We start from the raw sequence: 17,467 nt of genomic DNA, 5'->3' as shown, positions 1-17,467 counted from the left end.
ATTCAGGAGAGATTTTTCTCGGGCTGTTGTGAATGCGCTTTAAGGTTGTTCTCAGCCCACAGGATAAATTTCTCCTTTGGCAGCGCCTTGCTATAAAGCCAACCCTGGGCGTACAGCACCCCATGACTGCGTAGCCAGTCGCGCTGGCTTTGAGTTTCGATGCCTTCCGCGACGGTTGTCAGGTTGAGCGCTTTCGCCATTTCAATAATGTGTGGCGTTAGCGGTTTGTATTCCAACGTATCGACAAACGATTTATCGATTTTCAGGGTATCGACGTCCAGCTTTTGTAAATAGCTTAGACTGGAGTAGCCGGTACCAAAGTCATCAATGGAAATACGGTGTCCGGCCTGACGATAGCCGGCGATGACGGGTAAAGTGGTTTGCGGATCGACAAAACCGCGTTCGGTAATTTCCAAAGTGATCTGCTGAGCGCTGATACCCCAGCGCTGAAGCTGTTCGCGCAAAAGTATTGGCAGCTTTGGCGAACGCAAATCATCCACCGACAGATTGATCGAGATGTGTACCTCCGGACGCTGGCGCAGCCATGCACCCAGGTCGGCAAAAATCTTCCTCACAATATCTTCGGTTAAATGGGTAATGAGTCCCGTCTGTTCGGCAAGAGGGATAAAAATATCCGGCGATAAGAAGCTTCCGTCGGGCTGCTTCCAGCGAGCAAGCGCTTCCGCGCCCGCGATTTTTCCACTCTGCAACGAAATAATAGGCTGGTAGTAGACCTGAATAGCATTGGAATTCAGGGCATCCAGCATCCCATAACGCGGTGAACGCAATCTTCGCAGCAGGCGAATAAGCAGGAATGAGGCCAGAATACTGGTGAACAGGCCAATCGGCAGCCAAAATATCAGCTGCTGGTGGAGTTTTTTCTGTAATGGCAGCGTGGATGACCAGGTGGCGATAGCCAGACCCAGCTCGGGTATACGGTGGAGGCGATAAACGGTGTTATTGAGAGTTAACGTTTCGGCATCCAGATGTTTAATTTGCGCCCAGACGGCAGCCTCGAGGGGTTTACTGCTGATAATGATTTGGTCGCGCTTTGTTCCGAACAGGAGAGTGTGAATTTCTTCCTGACCTAACGGAATCACATCGATAAATGAAACGGGGTCGATCATCACCACGTGATGCTCGCTGCCCATTGCCGTCATTTTATGTTTCAGTCCCAGATCGCTAACCGATGTGAGCCAGGTGCGATAGCCATCGGCAGTAATATGGTCGGGAGATGGAAAGATGACTGAAACTTGATGATCTTCGAGGGAAGAGCATTGCGGAATACCATCGTGTAACCACAGAACTTCCTGTACGTAGCGGTGGGTGTAGGCAATCTGCCGCATATTGAGCAGATGCTGCGGACTGCAGGTCGCGGCGGTATGAGCATCTGCTTCCTTAAGCGCTTCTCTTGCCTGATCGGCAACCTGCTGAACGCGGGCCAGTACGCGGACAGAAAAATTATCCAGCTCGGTGTAAAACTGTGCTTTAGCTTGCTGAGTTGCCAGCCAGATGCTCAGTACGACCGGCAAAATAATGGCGAGAATCAGTACCCCTGTAACCAGACTCACCTGATGCCGGGTTGTCATGAGTATTTCCTTATTTTATCGAGGGGTTCGATGAGTATACGCGAAAGATAAAAAGAGGATTCAGCAAGCGGGATAAAAAAGGCCCGAACCGCAAGATACTCACGAATTCGGGCTAACAGTGGATGAACCGCGTCGTCCAAAGTTTGAACGACGCGGAGAAAACGAGGGCTGGCATGCTGACAGTAAGGGTTATCAGCATAGGTTCACATCCTAACGCGCAATCATGACAATCAGATGTTGCGCTTAATGGGCATCAGGCGCGGTGATGTCAGCGCTAATACGCAGGTCATTTTCGTCGAAGACCATGCAGTAGCGATCGTCGAACGCAACGCTGATTTTCTGCCAGGGACGGAAATGAACGTCGCCTGGTAGCAGGATTTTGACGTTATCATGACCATAGCACTGGCCGAACAGATAGGTGTTATTGCCCAGTCTCTCAACCACTTCACATTGAAACTCAACAACGGTTCCGATATTCACATCGGTTGAGAGATGCTCAGGACGAATACCAAGGGTAACGCAAGCGCCCGGCTGCAGCGGCGATGTGGTGATATTGAGCGTCAGGTTGTGGTCTTGCGCCATCTTTACGCTAAGCTGCCCCGGCTGCCATGCGGTTACCGTCGCGGGCAGGAAGTTCATTTTGGGTGAGCCGATAAACCCCGCGACGAATTTATTCACCGGGTTGTAATACAGCGACATCGGCGAGCCCATCTGTTCCACTTTGCCATAGTTCATCACCACGATTTTGTCGGCCAGGGTCATCGCTTCAACCTGATCGTGGGTGACATAGACCATTGTGGTCTTGAGTTCATGGTGCAGCTTCGCGATGTGCAGGCGCATTTCAACGCGTAGCTCGGCATCGAGGTTAGAAAGGGGCTCATCAAACATAAACACCCGTGGATTACGCACGATTGCGCGGCCGATTGCCACGCGCTGACGCTGGCCTCCGGAAAGTTGTTTAGGTTTACGATCCAGTAGATGAGAGAGCTGCAGCGTTTTCGCGACCATTTCAACCTGACGGCGAATTTCATCTTTTGGGACTTTATTGACCTTCAGGCCATAACCCATATTTTCCGCCACCGTCATATGTGGATAGAGCGCATAGGACTGGAATACCATGGCGACGCCGCGGTGGGCGGGGACGACATCATTCATCACTTCATCGCCAATCAGTACTTCACCATCGCTGACCTCTTCCAGGCCGGCAATCATCCGCAGTAGCGTCGATTTACCGCAGCCGGATGGGCCAACGAAAACTGCAAATTCGCCATCTTCAATATCAAGATTCACCTGATGCAGCGTCACTGTACTGCCGAACCGCTTGGTGACATTCCTCAGTCGTATATTGGACATCAACATTCCCCGGGTTAGTAGCGTTTCCTGCCGTTGGGATTTGGGCTGTGACGTATAATTTGTATAACGTGTAACAATTCAGCCAAACGATGCTCAACGACACTAAAATCATGCAGTGACTATAACTTCCAGCGTTTTAGCGCCATACATTGATGTTTCATTTCTGCAATCATGATCACACAACTGGCAGCTTTCAGTAGTTTTATCGGCATTCAAAGCGTAGCGTATAACAAATCAAGAATGACGGATGTTTTGTTTATGAACCGCCGTTTATCAATTGACTAAGGAATTGCCGGAAGTCAAATTGCTCAATAAAAACCATTAAATTGTTATACCTTCACATGAGGTTGATAATGAAAAAGAACACTCTTGCTGCACTGATCCTTACCACTCTGGCTGCCGGGCAGCTAGTGAGCCTGCAAGCGCACGCGGCCGGACAGCTCAACGTCTGGGAAGACATCAAAAAATCCGACGGCATTAAAGCTGCGGTAAATGATTTTGAAAAGCAGTTCGACGTTAAGGTTAACGTGCAGGAGATGCCGTACGCCCAGCAGTTGGAAAAGCTGCGACTTGATGGCCCGGCGGGCATCGGCCCGGATGTACTGGTTATCCCTAATGATCAGTTGGGTGGTGCGGTCGTCCAGGGGCTACTGTCTCCTCTGACTATGGATCAGGCGAAGCAGGAGGCCTTTACGCCTGCGTCAATCAACGCTTTCCATATGGATAACGTGCTTTATGGCGTGCCGAAAGCGGTGGAAACCCTGGTACTGATTTACAACAAAGACCTGATCGACAAGCCGCTGGATAGCCTGCAGGCGTGGTTCGACTATTCGAAAAAGCAGCGCGAAGAGGGCAAGTATGGTCTGTTGGCGAAGTTTGATCAGATCTATTACAGCTGGGGCGCTATTGGTCCGATGGGCGGCTATATCTTTGGCAAAAACGACAAGGGTGGCTTCAACCCGCAGGATGTCGGTCTGAACAAACCCGGCGCGGTGGAAGCGGTTACCTTCCTGAAAAAATTCTATACCGATAAGGTCTTCCCGGCGGGGATCCTTGGCGACAACGGGCTGAACGCCATTGATTCCCTGTTCACAGAGAAAAAAGCGGCGGCGGTGATTAACGGTCCGTGGGCTTTCCAGCCGTATGAAGCGGCAGGCATAAATTATGGCGTTGCGCCACTACCGATGCTGCCTGATGGCAAACCGATGAGCTCTTTCCTCGGCGTGAAGGGTTATGTGGTCTCGACGTGGAGTAAAGATAAGGCGCTGGCACAGCAGTTCATCGAATTCATCAACCAGCCCCAGTATGTGAAAGCGCGCTATGTTGCGACCGGTGAAATCCCGCCGCTGAAGTCAATGATTGACGATCCGGTGATTAAGAATGATGAAAAGGCCAGCGCGGTGGCGGTGCAGTCAGCGCGTGCGACGGCGATGCCTGGCATTCCGGAAATGGGCGAAGTCTGGGGCCCGGCTAATGCCGCGCTGGAGCTTAGCCTGACCGGCAAACAAGAGCCTAAAGCGGCGCTCGATAACGCAGAGAAGCAGATCAAAATGCAAATCGAAGCGATGCAGGCCAGCAATCAGTAATCAGGTGATGTAACAGAACGGGAGGAGGCCCTCCCGTTTTCAGAAGGAGTCGTGTGTGATTATCAATCCCAGCGAAAATATTGCCGAAGCGCGTGGCGCAGGACGCCATGCGTGGTGCGGCCTGTTGCTGGCTATCGTGCCGGGTTTTGGGCAGTTTTATCATCGCCAGTGGCTGAAGGGGATTGTTTTCCTGGTGCTGCTGAGCAGTTTTATGAGCATTTTTTATGACTTTCTCAGCGAAGGCCTGTGGGGGTTATATACCCTGGGCGAGGAAGTTCCGCGGGATAACTCGATCTTCCTGCTGGCGGAAGGGATTATCAGCGTGCTGATTATCGCTTTTGGCCTGCTGGTCTATTTCCTCTCGTTACGCGATGCCTGGGTTAACGGCAAAAAGCGCGATGAGGGCATGGCGCTGAATAGCGTACGTAAGCAGTATCAGATGCTGCTTAGCGATGGTTTTCCTTATTTGATGATCACCCCTGGCTTTATTCTGCTGGTGTTTGTCGTTATCTTCCCGATTTTGTTTGGTTTTGCCATTGCCTTTACCAACTACAACCTTTACCACACGCCGCCGGCGAAGCTGGTGGATTGGGTCGGGTTCAAAAACTTCATCAACATCTTCACATTGTCCATCTGGCGCTCAACCTTCTTTGATGTGCTGCAGTGGACGGTGGTGTGGACTTTACTGGCGACGACGTTGCAATGTACCGTTGGCGTGCTGCTGGCGATTCTGGTCAACCAGAAAGACCTGCGCTTTAAGCCGATGATTCGTACTATTTTTATTCTGCCGTGGGCGGTGCCTGGATTCGTGACGATTCTGGTTTTTGCCGGGATGTTTAACGATTCATTCGGGGTAATTAACAACGCTATTTTGTCCTTCTTCGGCATCAGCCCGAAGGCGTGGTTGACCGACCCGTTCTGGACTAAGACTGCATTGATCATGATGCAAACCTGGCTGGGCTTCCCGTTTGTTTTCGCCATGACTACCGGCGTACTGCAGGCGATTCCGGACGATCTTTATGAAGCGGCCACGATGGATGGTGCCAGCGCGTTTACCCGCCTGCGGACGATTACTCTGCCGCTGGTGTTGTACTCCATTGCGCCGATCATCATCACCCAGTACACCTTCAACTTTAACAATTTCAACATCATCTATCTGTTCAACAACGGTGGACCGGCGGTGGCGGGGTCTAATGCTGGCGGTACGGATATCCTGGTGTCGTGGATCTACAAATTGACGATGTCGTCTTCGCAATACGCCATCGCGGCCACCATTACGATCCTGCTGTCGATTTTTGTCGTTGGTCTGGCGTTGTGGCAGTTCCGCGCCACGAAATCCTTCAAAAATGACGATATGGCGTAAGGGAAGCAACATGGCTAAATCACCGAGTATTAAACGCGAAAAGTGGATTCGCCTGTCACTGACCTGGCTGGTGGTCATCCTGGTATCAACGATCATTATTTATCCGCTGGTCTGGACGGTAGGGGCGTCGCTGAATGCCGGGAATAGTCTGCTGAGTACGTCGATTATTCCTGAGAACCTGTCATTTCAGCACTATGCAGACCTGTTCAATGGCAATGTGAACTACCTGACCTGGTACTGGAACTCGATGAAAATCAGTTTCATGACCATGGTGCTGACCCTCATTAGCGTGAGCTTTACTGCCTATGCGTTCTCCCGTTTTCGTTTTAAAGGACGGCAGAACGGGCTGATGCTGTTCCTGCTGCTGCAGATGATCCCGCAGTTCTCAGCGCTGATTGCGATCTTTGTTCTTTCGCAGCTGTTGGGGCTGATCAATAGTCATCTGGCGCTGGTGCTGATCTACGTTGGCGGCATGATCCCGATGAATACCTGGCTTATGAAGGGGTATCTGGATGCGATCCCGAAAGATCTGGATGAATCGGCGAGAATGGATGGGGCCAGCAGTTTCCGCATCTTTATCGAAATCATTATGCCGCTGTCGAAACCGATTCTGGCGGTGGTTGCGTTATTTTCATTTACCGGTCCATTGGGGGATTTCATTCTCTCCAGCACCATCCTGCGCACTCCGGATAAGTACACGCTACCGATTGGCCTGTACAACCTGGTGGCGCAGAAAATGGGTGCCAGCTACACCACCTACGCGGCGGGCGCGGTACTGATTGCCGTCCCGGTAGCGATTCTTTACCTGGCGCTGCAAAAGTACTTTGTTTCCGGCCTCACCTCTGGCAGTACAAAAGGATAACTTCATGAAAAGATTAACACCCGCGTGGCTTGCTGTTTCTCTGGCATGCTGTTTTTCAGCCAGTACGCTGGCGGCAGACGCGCTGCAAACAAAAGCTTTTAACAATATGCCCGCTGATTTTATTAAAGGGGCGGATATTTCCACGTTGCTGGATGCTGAAAAGCACGGCGCAAAGTTTTTTAACCACAACAACCAGCAGCAGGATCCTATCGCGATTCTGAAGTCCGACGGCGTGAACTATGTTCGCCTGCGTCTGTGGGTTGATCCTACAGATGCTCAGGGTCAGGGCTACGGCGGCGGTGATAACGATCTGGCGGCAACGCTGGCGCTGGCAAAGCGTGCAAAAGCACAGGGCATGAAGCTGCTGCTGGATTTCCATTACAGTGACTTCTGGACCGATCCGGGTAAGCAGTTCAAGCCTAAAGCCTGGGAGAAAATGGACTATCCACAGCTGAAAACCACCATTCACGACTACACTCGCGACACGATTGCCCGCTTTAAACAGGAGGGCGTGCTGCCGGATATGGTGCAGATCGGCAACGAGATTAACGGCGGTATGCTGTGGCCGGAAGGCAAAAGCTGGGGGCAGGGCGGCGGCGAATTCGATCGCCTGGCGGGGCTGCTTAATGCTGCCATTGACGGCCTGAAGGAAAACCTCACCGGCGGCGAGCAAGTCAAAATCATGCTTCATCTGGCCGAAGGCACGAAAAACGACACCTTCCGCTGGTGGTTTGATGAAATCAGCAAGCACAACGTGCCTTACGACATCATTGGCCTGTCGATGTATACCTACTGGAATGGCCCAATTAGCGCGTTGAAAGCCAATATGGACGATATCAGCAAGCGTTATAACAAAGACGTGATTGTAGTTGAAGCCGCTTACGCTTATACCCTGGATAACTGCGATAATGCCGAAAATAGTTTTCAGGCAAAAGAGGAAAAGGATGGCGGTTATCCTGCTACCGTGCAGGGGCAATATAATTATATTCACGATTTAATGCAGGCCGTGGCTGACGTTCCTGAACATCGTGGTAAAGGTATTTTTTATTGGGAGCCGACATGGATTGCCGTACCGGGAAATACCTGGGCGACGCCTGCCGGAATGAAATATATCCATGATGAGTGGAAAGAAGGTAATGCCCGGGAAAATCAGGCTCTATTTGATTGTCAGGGGAAAGCATTGCCGTCAATGAAAGTATTTAATTAATTATTCGGCTTTAAACTTCAGGATGTTTATTATGAAAAAATTTGCGCCTTTGAGTCCTAAGGTTAATGCGCTATTGCATGGCGCTGACTATAACCCGGAGCAGTGGGAGAATTATCCCGATATTATCGACAAAGATATTGCCATGATGCAGCAGGCAAAATGTAATGTGATGTCGGTGGGGATATTTAGCTGGGCGAAGCTTGAACCTCAGGAAGGCGTATTTGAGTTTGGCTGGCTGGACAGTATTCTCGATAAACTGTATGCCGCTGGAATTCATGTCTATCTCGCCACCCCAAGCGGCGCGCGTCCGGCGTGGATGTCGCAGAAGTATCCTCAGGTGCTACGCGTTGGTCGCGATCGGGTGCCTGCGCTGCACGGTGGACGCCATAACCACTGCATGTCATCACCGGTTTATCGTGAGAAAACCCTGAAAATCAACACGCTGCTGGCTGAACGTTATTCGCAGCACCCGGCGGTGCTGGGCTGGCATATCTCCAACGAATACGGCGGTGAGTGCCACTGTAGCCTGTGCCAGGAGCGTTTCCGAGACTGGTTGAAAGCGCGTTATGAAACGCTGGATAACCTCAATCATGCCTGGTGGAGCGCCTTCTGGAGCCACACCTATAGCGACTGGTCGCAGATTGAATCTCCGGCACCGCAGGGAGAAGTCTCAATTCATGGTCTGAACCTTGACTGGCATCGTTTCAATACCGCGCAGGTGACTGACTTCTGCCACCATGAAGTTGCCCCTCTGAAAGCAGCAAATGCTGAACTACCGGTGACAACCAACTTCATGGAATATTTTTACGATTACGACTACTGGCAGTTGGCGCAGGCACTGGACTTCATCTCATGGGATAGTTACCCCATGTGGCACCGCGACAAAGATGAAACCACGCTGGCTTGCTATACCGCCATGTATCACGACATGATGCGCAGCCTGAAGGGCGGCAAGCCATTCGTCCTGATGGAATCCACGCCGAGTGCGACCAACTGGCAGCCGACCAGCAAGCTGAAGAAACCGGGAATGCATATCCTTTCTTCTATGCAGGCGGTGGCGCACGGCGCTGATTCGGTACAGTACTTCCAATGGCGTAAAAGCCGTGGCTCAGTAGAGAAGTTCCATGGCGCGATTATCGATCATGTGGGCCATCTGGATACGCGCGTAGGTCGTGAAGTGACCCGGCTCGGCGAGATGTTAAGCAAGCTGCCGGGTGTGGTGGGCTGCCGGACGGATGCGAAAGTGGCGATTATCTTCGACCAGCAAAACCGCTGGGCGTTGGATGATGCCCAGGGACCGCGTAATCTCGGAATGGAGTATGAAAATACCGTCAATGAGCACTATCGTCCATTCTGGGAGCAGGGGATTGCAGTTGATATTATTGATGCCGACGTTGACCTGAGTGCTTACCAACTGGTTATTGCGCCAATGCTGTATATGGTACGCGAGGGATTCGCCGAGCGCGCCGAGGCGTTTGTGGCCAATGGAGGTTATTTAGTTACAACATACTGGACAGGTATCGTTAACGAGTCAGATCTCTGCCACTTGGGTGGTTTCCCTGGCCCTCTGCGTAAACTGCTGGGTATTTGGGCGGAAGAGATCGACTGCCTGAACGATGGTGAACATAACCTGGTGCAAGGACTGGCGGGGAATAAAGGCGGATTGCAGGGGCCGTATCAGGTACGCCACCTGTGTGAACTGATTCATACTGAAGCCGCGCAGCCGCTGGCGACATACCGCGATGATTTTTATGCCGGAAGACCAGCGGTTACCGTCAATCACTTCGGTAAAGGTAAGGCCTGGCACGTTGCCTCACGTAACGATCTTGCCTTCCAGCGCGATTTCTTCGCTACCATAAGCAAAGAGTTGGCGCTGCCGCGTGCGGTTGAGGCTGATTTGCCGCCGGGGGTCGTGGCAACTGCGCGAACTGATGGTGAAACCACGTATGTATTCCTGCAAAACTACAGCGCGCAACAGCATAGCGTAACCCTGCCGCAAGGCTATCAGGATAGCCTCACCGGCACGGTTCTGAATGCGCCGTTGGCCTTAAATGCATGGGACTGCCGTATCCTTAGTCGTCACGCGTAATTTCTCTCTATCCGCGCCTGCTCCTGCGAGCAGGCGTTTTTTTATCTGCTTATCAGGAGTCTATTATGGTGAGTTTAAAATCCTTTCTGAGTTACTTCTCCCAGCCTCGTCCGGCGGTACCTTTGAATCAGGTGGAACAACAGCAAATTGAGCATTTAATTCAGGCTTTCGGCGGCGAGGCCAATATTATTAATGTCGATGCTTGTATTACCCGCCTACGCGTCACGGTGAATAATCTGGCGGTTGTTGATTCTCAGGCATTACAGCAGCAGGGAGCGCTTGGAGTTATTATTCTTGGGCAGCAGGTGCATGCTATTTTTGGTAAACAGTCGGATGCATTGCGACAATTACTAGATGAACACTTTGCTATCCGTAAATAAAATAAAAACGGGATAACGCAATAATGGGTTATCCCGAAAATTTAACAAGTTATTCAATGGCAATAATCATTACCGGAGGGTAATTAACGACCTTACAGTTGGAGATAAAACACGTTTAAATATCATTACCACCAGGCTTCTACCTGTACGCCAAAGTTCCAGGTATTGTTGGCAGTCTGATCTTCGAACGGTTTACCATTTTCAGAATCATTCAAATATGAAGCGAAAATACGCAGTTCAGGACGTGACATAAAGTCAGGGCCATCAGCCAGGCCCAGCGCAATGGTGTATTTTTCACCGGCCTGCTTGTACTCAGTATTGTTTTTGTAGCTATCTTTTTGGTAGAAACCGCCCACTTCGCCAATCAGGCGTACGTATTCGGTGAACTGGTATTGTCCGCGGGCGACCAGCGACAGCATACGCGTTTTATCCGTGTACTCAGTTATGTTGTCTGCAGAGCCCCATGTCAGGACATGGTTAATCGAGAACTTGTCGGTAATCGGGATTAAACCGGTGTTAATAACGCGGTAGCCGGTGGCATCGTTGACATTGTTCCACATGTCGTACCAACCGCCGCCCTGGGAGACCATATTCTGCGCCAGGCCTTTGTTCGCGTATTGCAGCACCGTTTTGTTGTAACCACCCAGCATATCCTGGCTGATCTCACCGGTTAGCATGACGCCATTTTCAGCATCATACAGCCCGCCGTAGGTGTCCTGCTTTTTGGTGGTATTCGGCATCGCGTAGTCGATACCAAATTCAGTCCACGATCCGGACCACGGCTTCCAGCCTGCGTAGCGCAGATCGAGGTAGTTAATATTAACGTTGCTATCACCATCGACGCGGTAATCGACGTCGTTAGCATCGCCGCGGATCCAGGCAAATGAGACGGCGCCCGGGCCGAGAGTATAGTTTTCGATTCCCGCACCGGACCCGGAAATATTCCAGTATTTGGTATCGATGATGTGCAGATCGTGGCGTTGATAGTAGCGTTTACCGCCCCAAATCACCGCGTTTGGATCGCCGGGAACCAGGCCTTTGATCTGCAGGTTTAGCTGGCGCAGGCCGAACTGCGCGTCGTCATCAAGCGTGGTTTCGTTATCATTGGATCCGTCAGAAACCATGCTGACCATGCTATCAAGGTAGAAGCTAACATCATTCTTCTTGTAGACCTCTGAACCTAACTCCAGCTCGCCATAGGTATCGGACTCGTTACCCAGACGACCAATTTTATTCTTTTGCCATTCGGCCTGGCTACCGTCACCGGAGACCCCAACCCCGGCGCGCATATAACCATGAAAATCGATACCCGGAAGGGTGGCGGAAGCAGCAAACACGGATGGTGAAATCAGCGCAGCGGCCAACGCAACGGAGAGTGTGCGCAGCGTAGTGTTCATGTCTATCCTCTTATTGTTTTGTATTACGTTCACATAACTTGTGTCATAAAATGCCTAAACCAGAATTCAGGCAATTTAATGATCGTCATAGTGTGATTAACTGCAAATAAATAAGCGGGTTTTGTTACGAGTAGTGAGTCTATTCACAATTTGTTGTATTGTGAGCGTCATACTTTTATTGGTGGTTGTTGCTCAGGGGATGCGGCAATGAGCGTTTTTTCAAATTGCCCCTGTTACAATCCAGGGATAACAACATAAGGAACCGGACCATGAAGTCTAAAAGCGCGACCTTAGAAGACGTTGCTCGCCATGCGGGCGTCTCCTATCAGACCGTGTCCAGGGTACTCAACAAGTCTGCTAATGTATCCAAAGCCACGCGCAGCAAGGTGGAGAAATCCATTGAAGAGCTACGCTATGTCCCTAACCGTCTGGCGCAACAGCTGGTAGGTAAGCAAAGCCATACCGTGGGGCTGGTCACAATTTCCCTCGCATTGCACGCACCTTCCCAGGTAGCCGCAGCGGTAAAACGCTACGCTAATGTTGAGGGCTATCAGGTACTCATCTCAATGATTGATGAGAGCGTCAACCAAAGTATTCAAGAATCTATTAACGAGCTGAAGTCTCAGCTGGTGGACAAGGTTATTATTAACGTGCCTCTGGAGACCGAACAGGCCCAGAAAATCGCTACTGACAATGATGATATTGTCTGTCTTTTTTTAGATGTCGATCCCTACAGTTCCGTGTTTAACGTTTCGTTTAACCCGGCTGATGGCACCCGAGCGAGCGTCAAATATCTCTATGAAATGGGGCATCGGGACATCGCGCTGCTGGCCGGGCCGGAAAGCTCGGTATCGGCAAAGCTACGTTTGAAAAGCTGGATGGAAACTCTGGAGGGGTATGGGTTACAGCCAGTAACGGTCATTCGTGGTAACTGGGATGCACAGAGCGGATATGCCGGCGCACTGCAAATGCTACGTGAGACGCCAAATTTTACCGCTGTTCTGGTGGGTAACGATCAGATGGCATTAGGCGTGCTGAGCGCGTTTCATCAGCATCAGGTACCGATCCCGGGTGAAAAATCGGTCATTGGCTATGATGATACTTATGAGAGCTCGTTCTTTTATCCTGCGCTCACGACCGTGTCATTGGATCTTGATTTACAAGGAAAAGAAGCCGTTCGCCGCATTCTCGATAGCGGCGATAATGAGAAATCCCACACTTCTTCCATATTGCCTGCACGTCTGGTCGTCCGTCATTCCACTGGGCCGAAAACGGAGCCGGGCAAAAATCTGCAATCTATAGCTGAACAGCTCAGATCGTTGGCGCATCAGCTAAATCCCTAAATAAATGGGCGGCAGGGTCGCCCATTTATTCCTCCCTTCATCAGGGTTGATCTTTGGATTTCTCCAGCGTACGATATTGTTATGTTATAACATAATCATTGAGGCTATGATGAAACCCAATATTCATCCGCACTACCGTACGGTGGTCTTTCACGACACCAGCGCCAACGAATTCTTTAAAGTCGGTTCAACGATTAAAACCGAGCGTGAGATTGAGCTGGAGGGAGAGACATATCCCTACGTGACGCTTGATGTGTCATCCAAATCGCATCCGTATTACACCGGTAAACAGAAGGCTTTCAATAATGAAGGCAGCACCGCGCGCTTCCGCCAGCGTTTCGGTGGTTTTATTGATGCGAAAAGGAGCAAATAATGCAGGTACTCAACTCGTTACGTAGTGCGAAACAGCGCCACCCGGATTGCCAAATAGTGAAGCGCAAAGGGCGGCTGTACGTGATTTGCAAAAGCAATCCCCGCTTTAAAGCCGTGCAGGGACGCAAGAAAAGGCGTTAACGGAAGCTCTCCAGCGGACGTAGCTGTTGGCCGTCGGCACTAAAGTTGCCGTCGGCCAGCCATTGCTGCATTGCCTTGTCAATCCGCGGCCACTCGGAATCGATAATGGAAAACCAGTCGGTATCGCGGTTATGACCCTTTATCACCAACGCCTGACGAAAGCGTCCCTCGTACTGAAATCCTAACCGCAGCGCCGCCCGGCGTGAAGGCTCATTCAGACTGTTGCATTTCCACTCGTAGCGGCGATAGCCAAGAGTATCAAATACATAACTCATCAGCAGCCAGTGGGCCTCTGTAGCCATCGCTGTCCGGCTCAATAAAGGTGAAAAGTGAACGTGGCCGACTTCAACAACGCCGTTTTTGGCATCGATTCTCATCAGCGCCAGTGAGCCAACGGGCTTATTGGTCTGCTTATCCATTACCGCAAAGTGAATAGGATCGGCCTGTTCCGAAACGCTCTCTATCCATGCGCTGTATTCCTCCACGCTACTGTCTGGCTCACGCAGCAGCCATGTCCAGCTTCGGGTATCCGGGGCTAAGCGGTGTGCTGCAAACAGCGCGCTGGCGTGCTTTGTGCTCAAGGGTTCCAGGCAGCAAAAGCGCCCCTGCAGGTTCAGCCTCTCGGGATGCGAGCGGGGCTGCCAGTCGGGTAGGGCAGTACCAACAGGTTGATCAAACTGATTAAGATGGCTCATGGGCTTTCCTTATATGGACGAATACCGTGAGATTAAGAACTTATTGGTTCCATAAAAAGTACCATCAGAGTATGTTTTTATGGTGCCACGAGGAGCCATGATGAATATTCCGGATGATGCTTTTTTTGCGTTGTTGGAACGGGGGTTGCGCGACAGAGGGAGTGAAACCCTGCAGCGTACGCTCTACCAGATGCTACGTGAGGCCATTTTGCAGGGGACGCTGGCGGGTGGTAGCCGTCTACCTGGTTCACGCGCTATGGCGCAGAGGCTGGAGCTTTCGCGTAATACTATCAACAGTGCGCTGGAGCAACTGGCGATAGAAGGATATTTACTGCGTAGCCGTCAGGGGACGCACGTAGCGCCTTTGGGAGCGCAAGGAGAGAGTGATGTTGAGGAACGCATCATTGTACTGCCTGACCGCTTACAGGGATTGCCAACAGGAACACGTCGTGATTCACCCACGTTGCTCTTTACGCCGGGGATGCCCGCGGTTAACTATTTCCCTCTTTCCATCTGGCGTCGGCTCCTTGACAAGGTATTGCGTGAAGAGGGAAGTGCCCTGCTGGGATATGGCGATGCTCAGGGGGAACCAGGGCTGCGAAAAGCGATTGCCCGCCACCTTGCGCTATCGCGAGGGATCCGCTGTGAAGCAAAGCAAATTGTGATTACGGAAGGCGCGCTGGAAGGCATCGATTTATGTACGCATCTGCTCAGCGTGGCGGGTGATACGGCATGGGTAGAAGAACCTGGCTACCTGGGCGCAAAAAGTATGTTTCTCAAAGCCGGACTTCATATGAAGGGCATTCCGGTTGATCATGAAGGTATGTATTTTGACATCCATGCTGGAAGTGAAGCGCCGCGGTTAATTTTCACGTCTCCTTCGCATCAATATCCTTGTGGGGCGGTGATGAGCGCAGGACGACGACTGGCGCTACTTGAGTATGCCCGGCAGCATGATGCCTGGATTATCGAGGATGATTACGATAGTGAATTTCGCTACAGCGGCGAGCCTGTTCCGGCGATGCTGGGGATGGCAAAGCAGGCGCCTGTGGTTTATTTGGGAACATTTAGCAAGACGTTGTTTCCAGCGCTACGTATTGGTTTTATGGTGATGCCGTCTGCGTTAGCAGATGCGGCGCAGGGGGCAATTGGTTCGCTATTGCGCGGTGGGCATCGGGCAGAGCAGAGAGCGCTGGCGTTGTTTATTGAAGAGGGATACTACGCGCGTCATCTGGCCGCAATGCGTCGTTTGTATCGCAAACGCCAGCAGCAGCTGCGGGAAACCCTGGCTGGATACCTCACTCATCCTTATGAGTTATTTGGCGGCGGGGGAGGGTTGCACCTGACGGTCGCTATTGAAAACATTGATGATGACGCTGTTGTTCAGCAGGCCCGACGATTTCAGCTTGCGCCTGCGGCATTAAGCCGTTTTTATCTCAATGCAAAAACGGCGAAAAGCGGCTTTGTTCTGGGCTACGGTAATACGTCCGCCTCGCATTTTACTTCAGCGGTGAGAACGCTAGATCGCCTTATTGCGCTGCACCGACGCGAGTAAGAGAAAATACGTCGTAAAATGAAAGCTCACCTTTAGTATCGATCATTTTCTGCAGTTGAGCTTTCTGTTCACCACCGACGCGAGGCGATTGCAGAATGCGCTCGATCAGCTGACCGGGGACAAATCGGGTGTTGTACCATTCGCCGTTGTAGCAAACGCGGAAATCCAGAACGTCAATATCTTCATAACGATAGCGTGGGTAGACATCAAAGAAGAAGAAACCGTTCAACAGCACAAACAATACAATTAATAGCCAGACAGAATCTACCAGCGTTTCTGAACGTAGCATCACAATAAGCGTTGCGAGGAAGGCTGCGTACATCGCGACAAATAGCCATGGATGATTGCGAATAAAGCTAATGCTAAAGCGTGGGCGGTTGTCGCGTTTTTCTTTTACATTAAGTTCATCAATCGTGTTCTTCAGCAGCAGCTGTATTTCTGTCATCTTATTCCCCAAATTCCGCTACGAGCCCGGATACCAGACTAACATGGTACGGCCTGGGCTCAGCCTGAAAGCTATTTTATGTTGCGTAAATCAGTGGGGAAAGTAACAGATTGGTTGCGGAAAAGCATAACAGTTACCGTTTTTCACTCTCCAGCATTTTTATGATTTGTGCTGGATTCCCGCCAACGACGGCATTTGCTGGCACATTTTTTACGACTACTGAACCTGAAGCAATAACAGCATTATCGCCTATGGTTACGCCAGGGTTAATAACCGCCCGGCCGCCGATCCACACATTGTGGCCGATGACGACAGGTTTGCCGTACTCTTTGCCGCTGTTACGTTCGACGGCATCCAGGGGGTGAGTTGCAGTGTAAATATGTACACCGGGCGCCAGCATACAGTTATCGCCAATATGGATTGGACAAACGTCCAGCATGACGCAATCAAAGTTGGCGTAGAAATTTTTGCCGAGGAAAATATTGTAACCATAGTCACAGCGGAAAGTGGGTTCGATATACGCATCGCCAGCGTCCCCCAACAGCTCTGCAAGCAGTGTTTTCCTTAATTCGCGCTCTTCCGGGGTCGAATGGTTATAGCGGTGCAGCAGCTGTCTGGCGCGCAGACGGTCGGTTTTCAGCGTAGGATCACCTGCCAGATATAGCTCACCGGCGATCATTTTGCGTTTTTCTTCACTCATGGGTACGTTCCTTTATTACCTTATGGTTTATGCCGCCACAGTATAAAAAAGAAACCGGTTTCACATTCGCACGCAGCTAACATATGTGACTGATATCACATTTGTTATCATTGCGAGAGAGGGATTACAGGCATCAATCATTCACTTTCATTTGAAATAAATTAACGGATGAATTTCCAGACTGAAGGTGGGATTTTGTCGTACAGTTTATTCATCGTCAATTCAGCAAGACGATGATCTGCTGCTGAGTAAAATACCGCCAGTTCATTATCGGAAAGTTCATATTTATTTTTTTCAATTACGCGTTCCAGCGTATCAATTGTCTGACAGCGTCGTAAACGCATCAAATAATCTATTTTGGTTAATGTTTTATCAGACATAAATTCACCT

17 protein-coding genes are annotated in these 17,467 nt (G+C 50.8%); 10 read left to right on the top strand and 7 right to left on the bottom strand.

Going from position 1 to position 17,467, the window contains the following annotated elements; translation table 11 throughout:
* Window positions 1-2: 2 nt before the first annotated feature.
* Both FN082_RS25265 and FN082_RS25260 read right to left on the bottom strand, forming a co-directional pair.
* Complete coding sequence (locus FN082_RS25265) at window positions 3-1,589, bottom strand: EAL domain-containing protein (RefSeq protein ID WP_139541349.1); 1,587 nt, start codon at window positions 1,587-1,589, stop codon at window positions 3-5.
* Window positions 1,590-1,832: 243 nt separating this feature from the next.
* Entirely contained in the window at window positions 1,833-2,942 is a 1,110-nt protein-coding gene (locus tag FN082_RS25260) for an ABC transporter ATP-binding protein (protein ID WP_139541350.1), read from the bottom strand.
* Between the two features lie 353 nt (window positions 2,943-3,295).
* Between FN082_RS25260 and FN082_RS25255 the strand changes: the two genes are divergently transcribed.
* The 6 genes from FN082_RS25255 to FN082_RS25230 all read left to right on the top strand — a co-directional run bounded on the left by FN082_RS25255 (window position 3,296) and on the right by FN082_RS25230 (window position 10,429).
* A complete protein-coding gene (locus tag FN082_RS25255; protein WP_139541351.1) occupies window positions 3,296-4,528 on the top strand; it encodes a maltodextrin ABC transporter substrate-binding protein in 1,233 nt (410 codons plus the stop codon).
* Between the two features lie 55 nt (window positions 4,529-4,583).
* Window positions 4,584-5,891: a carbohydrate ABC transporter permease gene (locus FN082_RS25250; RefSeq protein WP_112214162.1), complete on the top strand. Its 1,308-nt coding sequence runs from the start codon at window positions 4,584-4,586 to the stop codon at window positions 5,889-5,891.
* Between the two features lie 10 nt (window positions 5,892-5,901).
* Entirely contained in the window at window positions 5,902-6,753 is an 852-nt protein-coding gene (locus FN082_RS25245) for a sugar ABC transporter permease (protein WP_139541352.1), read from the top strand.
* Window positions 6,754-6,757: 4 nt separating this feature from the next.
* The gene (locus FN082_RS25240) at window positions 6,758-7,960 is read left to right on the top strand and encodes a glycoside hydrolase family 53 protein (RefSeq protein WP_142982596.1); all 1,203 of its coding nucleotides are present in this window, start codon (window positions 6,758-6,760) and stop codon (window positions 7,958-7,960) included.
* Window positions 7,961-7,991: 31 nt separating this feature from the next.
* Window positions 7,992-10,049, top strand: coding sequence for a beta-galactosidase (locus FN082_RS25235; protein WP_142982595.1), 2,058 nt, complete (start codon window positions 7,992-7,994; stop codon window positions 10,047-10,049).
* Window positions 10,050-10,114: 65 nt separating this feature from the next.
* A complete protein-coding gene (locus tag FN082_RS25230; RefSeq protein ID WP_142463974.1) occupies window positions 10,115-10,429 on the top strand; it encodes a glucose PTS transporter subunit EIIB in 315 nt (104 codons plus the stop codon).
* A gap of 125 nt (window positions 10,430-10,554) precedes the next feature.
* Here the strand turns inward: FN082_RS25230 and FN082_RS25225 are convergent, their stop codons facing one another.
* On the bottom strand, window positions 10,555-11,826 hold the full coding sequence (locus tag FN082_RS25225; RefSeq protein WP_142982594.1) for a maltoporin: 1,272 nt from the start codon (window positions 11,824-11,826) through the stop codon (window positions 10,555-10,557).
* Window positions 11,827-12,095: 269 nt separating this feature from the next.
* Here FN082_RS25225 and FN082_RS25220 point away from each other — a divergent pair, with 269 nt between their 5' ends.
* The 3 genes from FN082_RS25220 (at window position 12,096) to ykgO (ending at window position 13,682) form a co-directional block, all read left to right on the top strand.
* Entirely contained in the window at window positions 12,096-13,169 is a 1,074-nt protein-coding gene (locus tag FN082_RS25220) for a LacI family DNA-binding transcriptional regulator (protein WP_139541357.1), read from the top strand.
* 109 nt (window positions 13,170-13,278) lie between these two features.
* Window positions 13,279-13,542 (top strand): type B 50S ribosomal protein L31, encoded by a 264-nt coding sequence (locus tag FN082_RS25215; protein ID WP_139541452.1) that lies wholly within the window; start codon window positions 13,279-13,281, stop codon window positions 13,540-13,542.
* Window positions 13,542-13,682 carry a type B 50S ribosomal protein L36 gene (ykgO, locus tag FN082_RS25210; RefSeq protein ID WP_003859006.1) on the top strand — a complete coding sequence of 47 codons (141 nt, stop codon included), beginning with the start codon at window positions 13,542-13,544 and terminating at the stop codon, window positions 13,680-13,682. Before FN082_RS25215 ends, ykgO begins: the two co-directional genes overlap by 1 nt.
* Here ykgO and FN082_RS25205 read toward each other — a convergent pair.
* Window positions 13,679-14,377: a GNAT family N-acetyltransferase gene (locus tag FN082_RS25205; protein WP_139541358.1), complete on the bottom strand. Its 699-nt coding sequence runs from the start codon at window positions 14,375-14,377 to the stop codon at window positions 13,679-13,681. The two genes, ykgO and FN082_RS25205, sit on opposite strands and share 4 nt — an antisense overlap.
* Window positions 14,378-14,477: 100 nt before the next feature.
* Between FN082_RS25205 and pdxR the strand changes: the two genes are divergently transcribed.
* Window positions 14,478-15,932 carry a MocR-like pyridoxine biosynthesis transcription factor PdxR gene (gene pdxR, locus FN082_RS25200; RefSeq protein WP_142982661.1) on the top strand — a complete coding sequence of 485 codons (1,455 nt, stop codon included), beginning with the start codon at window positions 14,478-14,480 and terminating at the stop codon, window positions 15,930-15,932.
* Here pdxR and FN082_RS25195 read toward each other — a convergent pair.
* The 3 genes from FN082_RS25195 to FN082_RS25185 form a co-directional block, all read right to left on the bottom strand.
* Window positions 15,907-16,377: a YlaC family protein gene (locus FN082_RS25195; protein WP_139541359.1), complete on the bottom strand. Its 471-nt coding sequence runs from the start codon at window positions 16,375-16,377 to the stop codon at window positions 15,907-15,909. The genes pdxR and FN082_RS25195 overlap by 26 nt on opposite strands.
* A gap of 133 nt (window positions 16,378-16,510) precedes the next feature.
* Entirely contained in the window at window positions 16,511-17,077 is a 567-nt protein-coding gene (gene maa, locus FN082_RS25190; protein ID WP_139541360.1) for a maltose O-acetyltransferase, read from the bottom strand.
* Window positions 17,078-17,238: 161 nt separating this feature from the next.
* Window positions 17,239-17,457 (bottom strand): HHA domain-containing protein, encoded by a 219-nt coding sequence (locus FN082_RS25185; RefSeq protein ID WP_004099646.1) that lies wholly within the window; start codon window positions 17,455-17,457, stop codon window positions 17,239-17,241.
* Window positions 17,458-17,467 lie beyond the last annotated feature (10 nt).

This window comes from Klebsiella spallanzanii (assembly GCF_902158555.1).
In the GTDB taxonomy this organism is placed as follows: domain Bacteria; phylum Pseudomonadota; class Gammaproteobacteria; order Enterobacterales; family Enterobacteriaceae; genus Klebsiella; species Klebsiella spallanzanii.
Note: the sequence above shows the minus strand (reverse complement) of the source record. Positions and strands in the feature narration are given on the sequence as shown.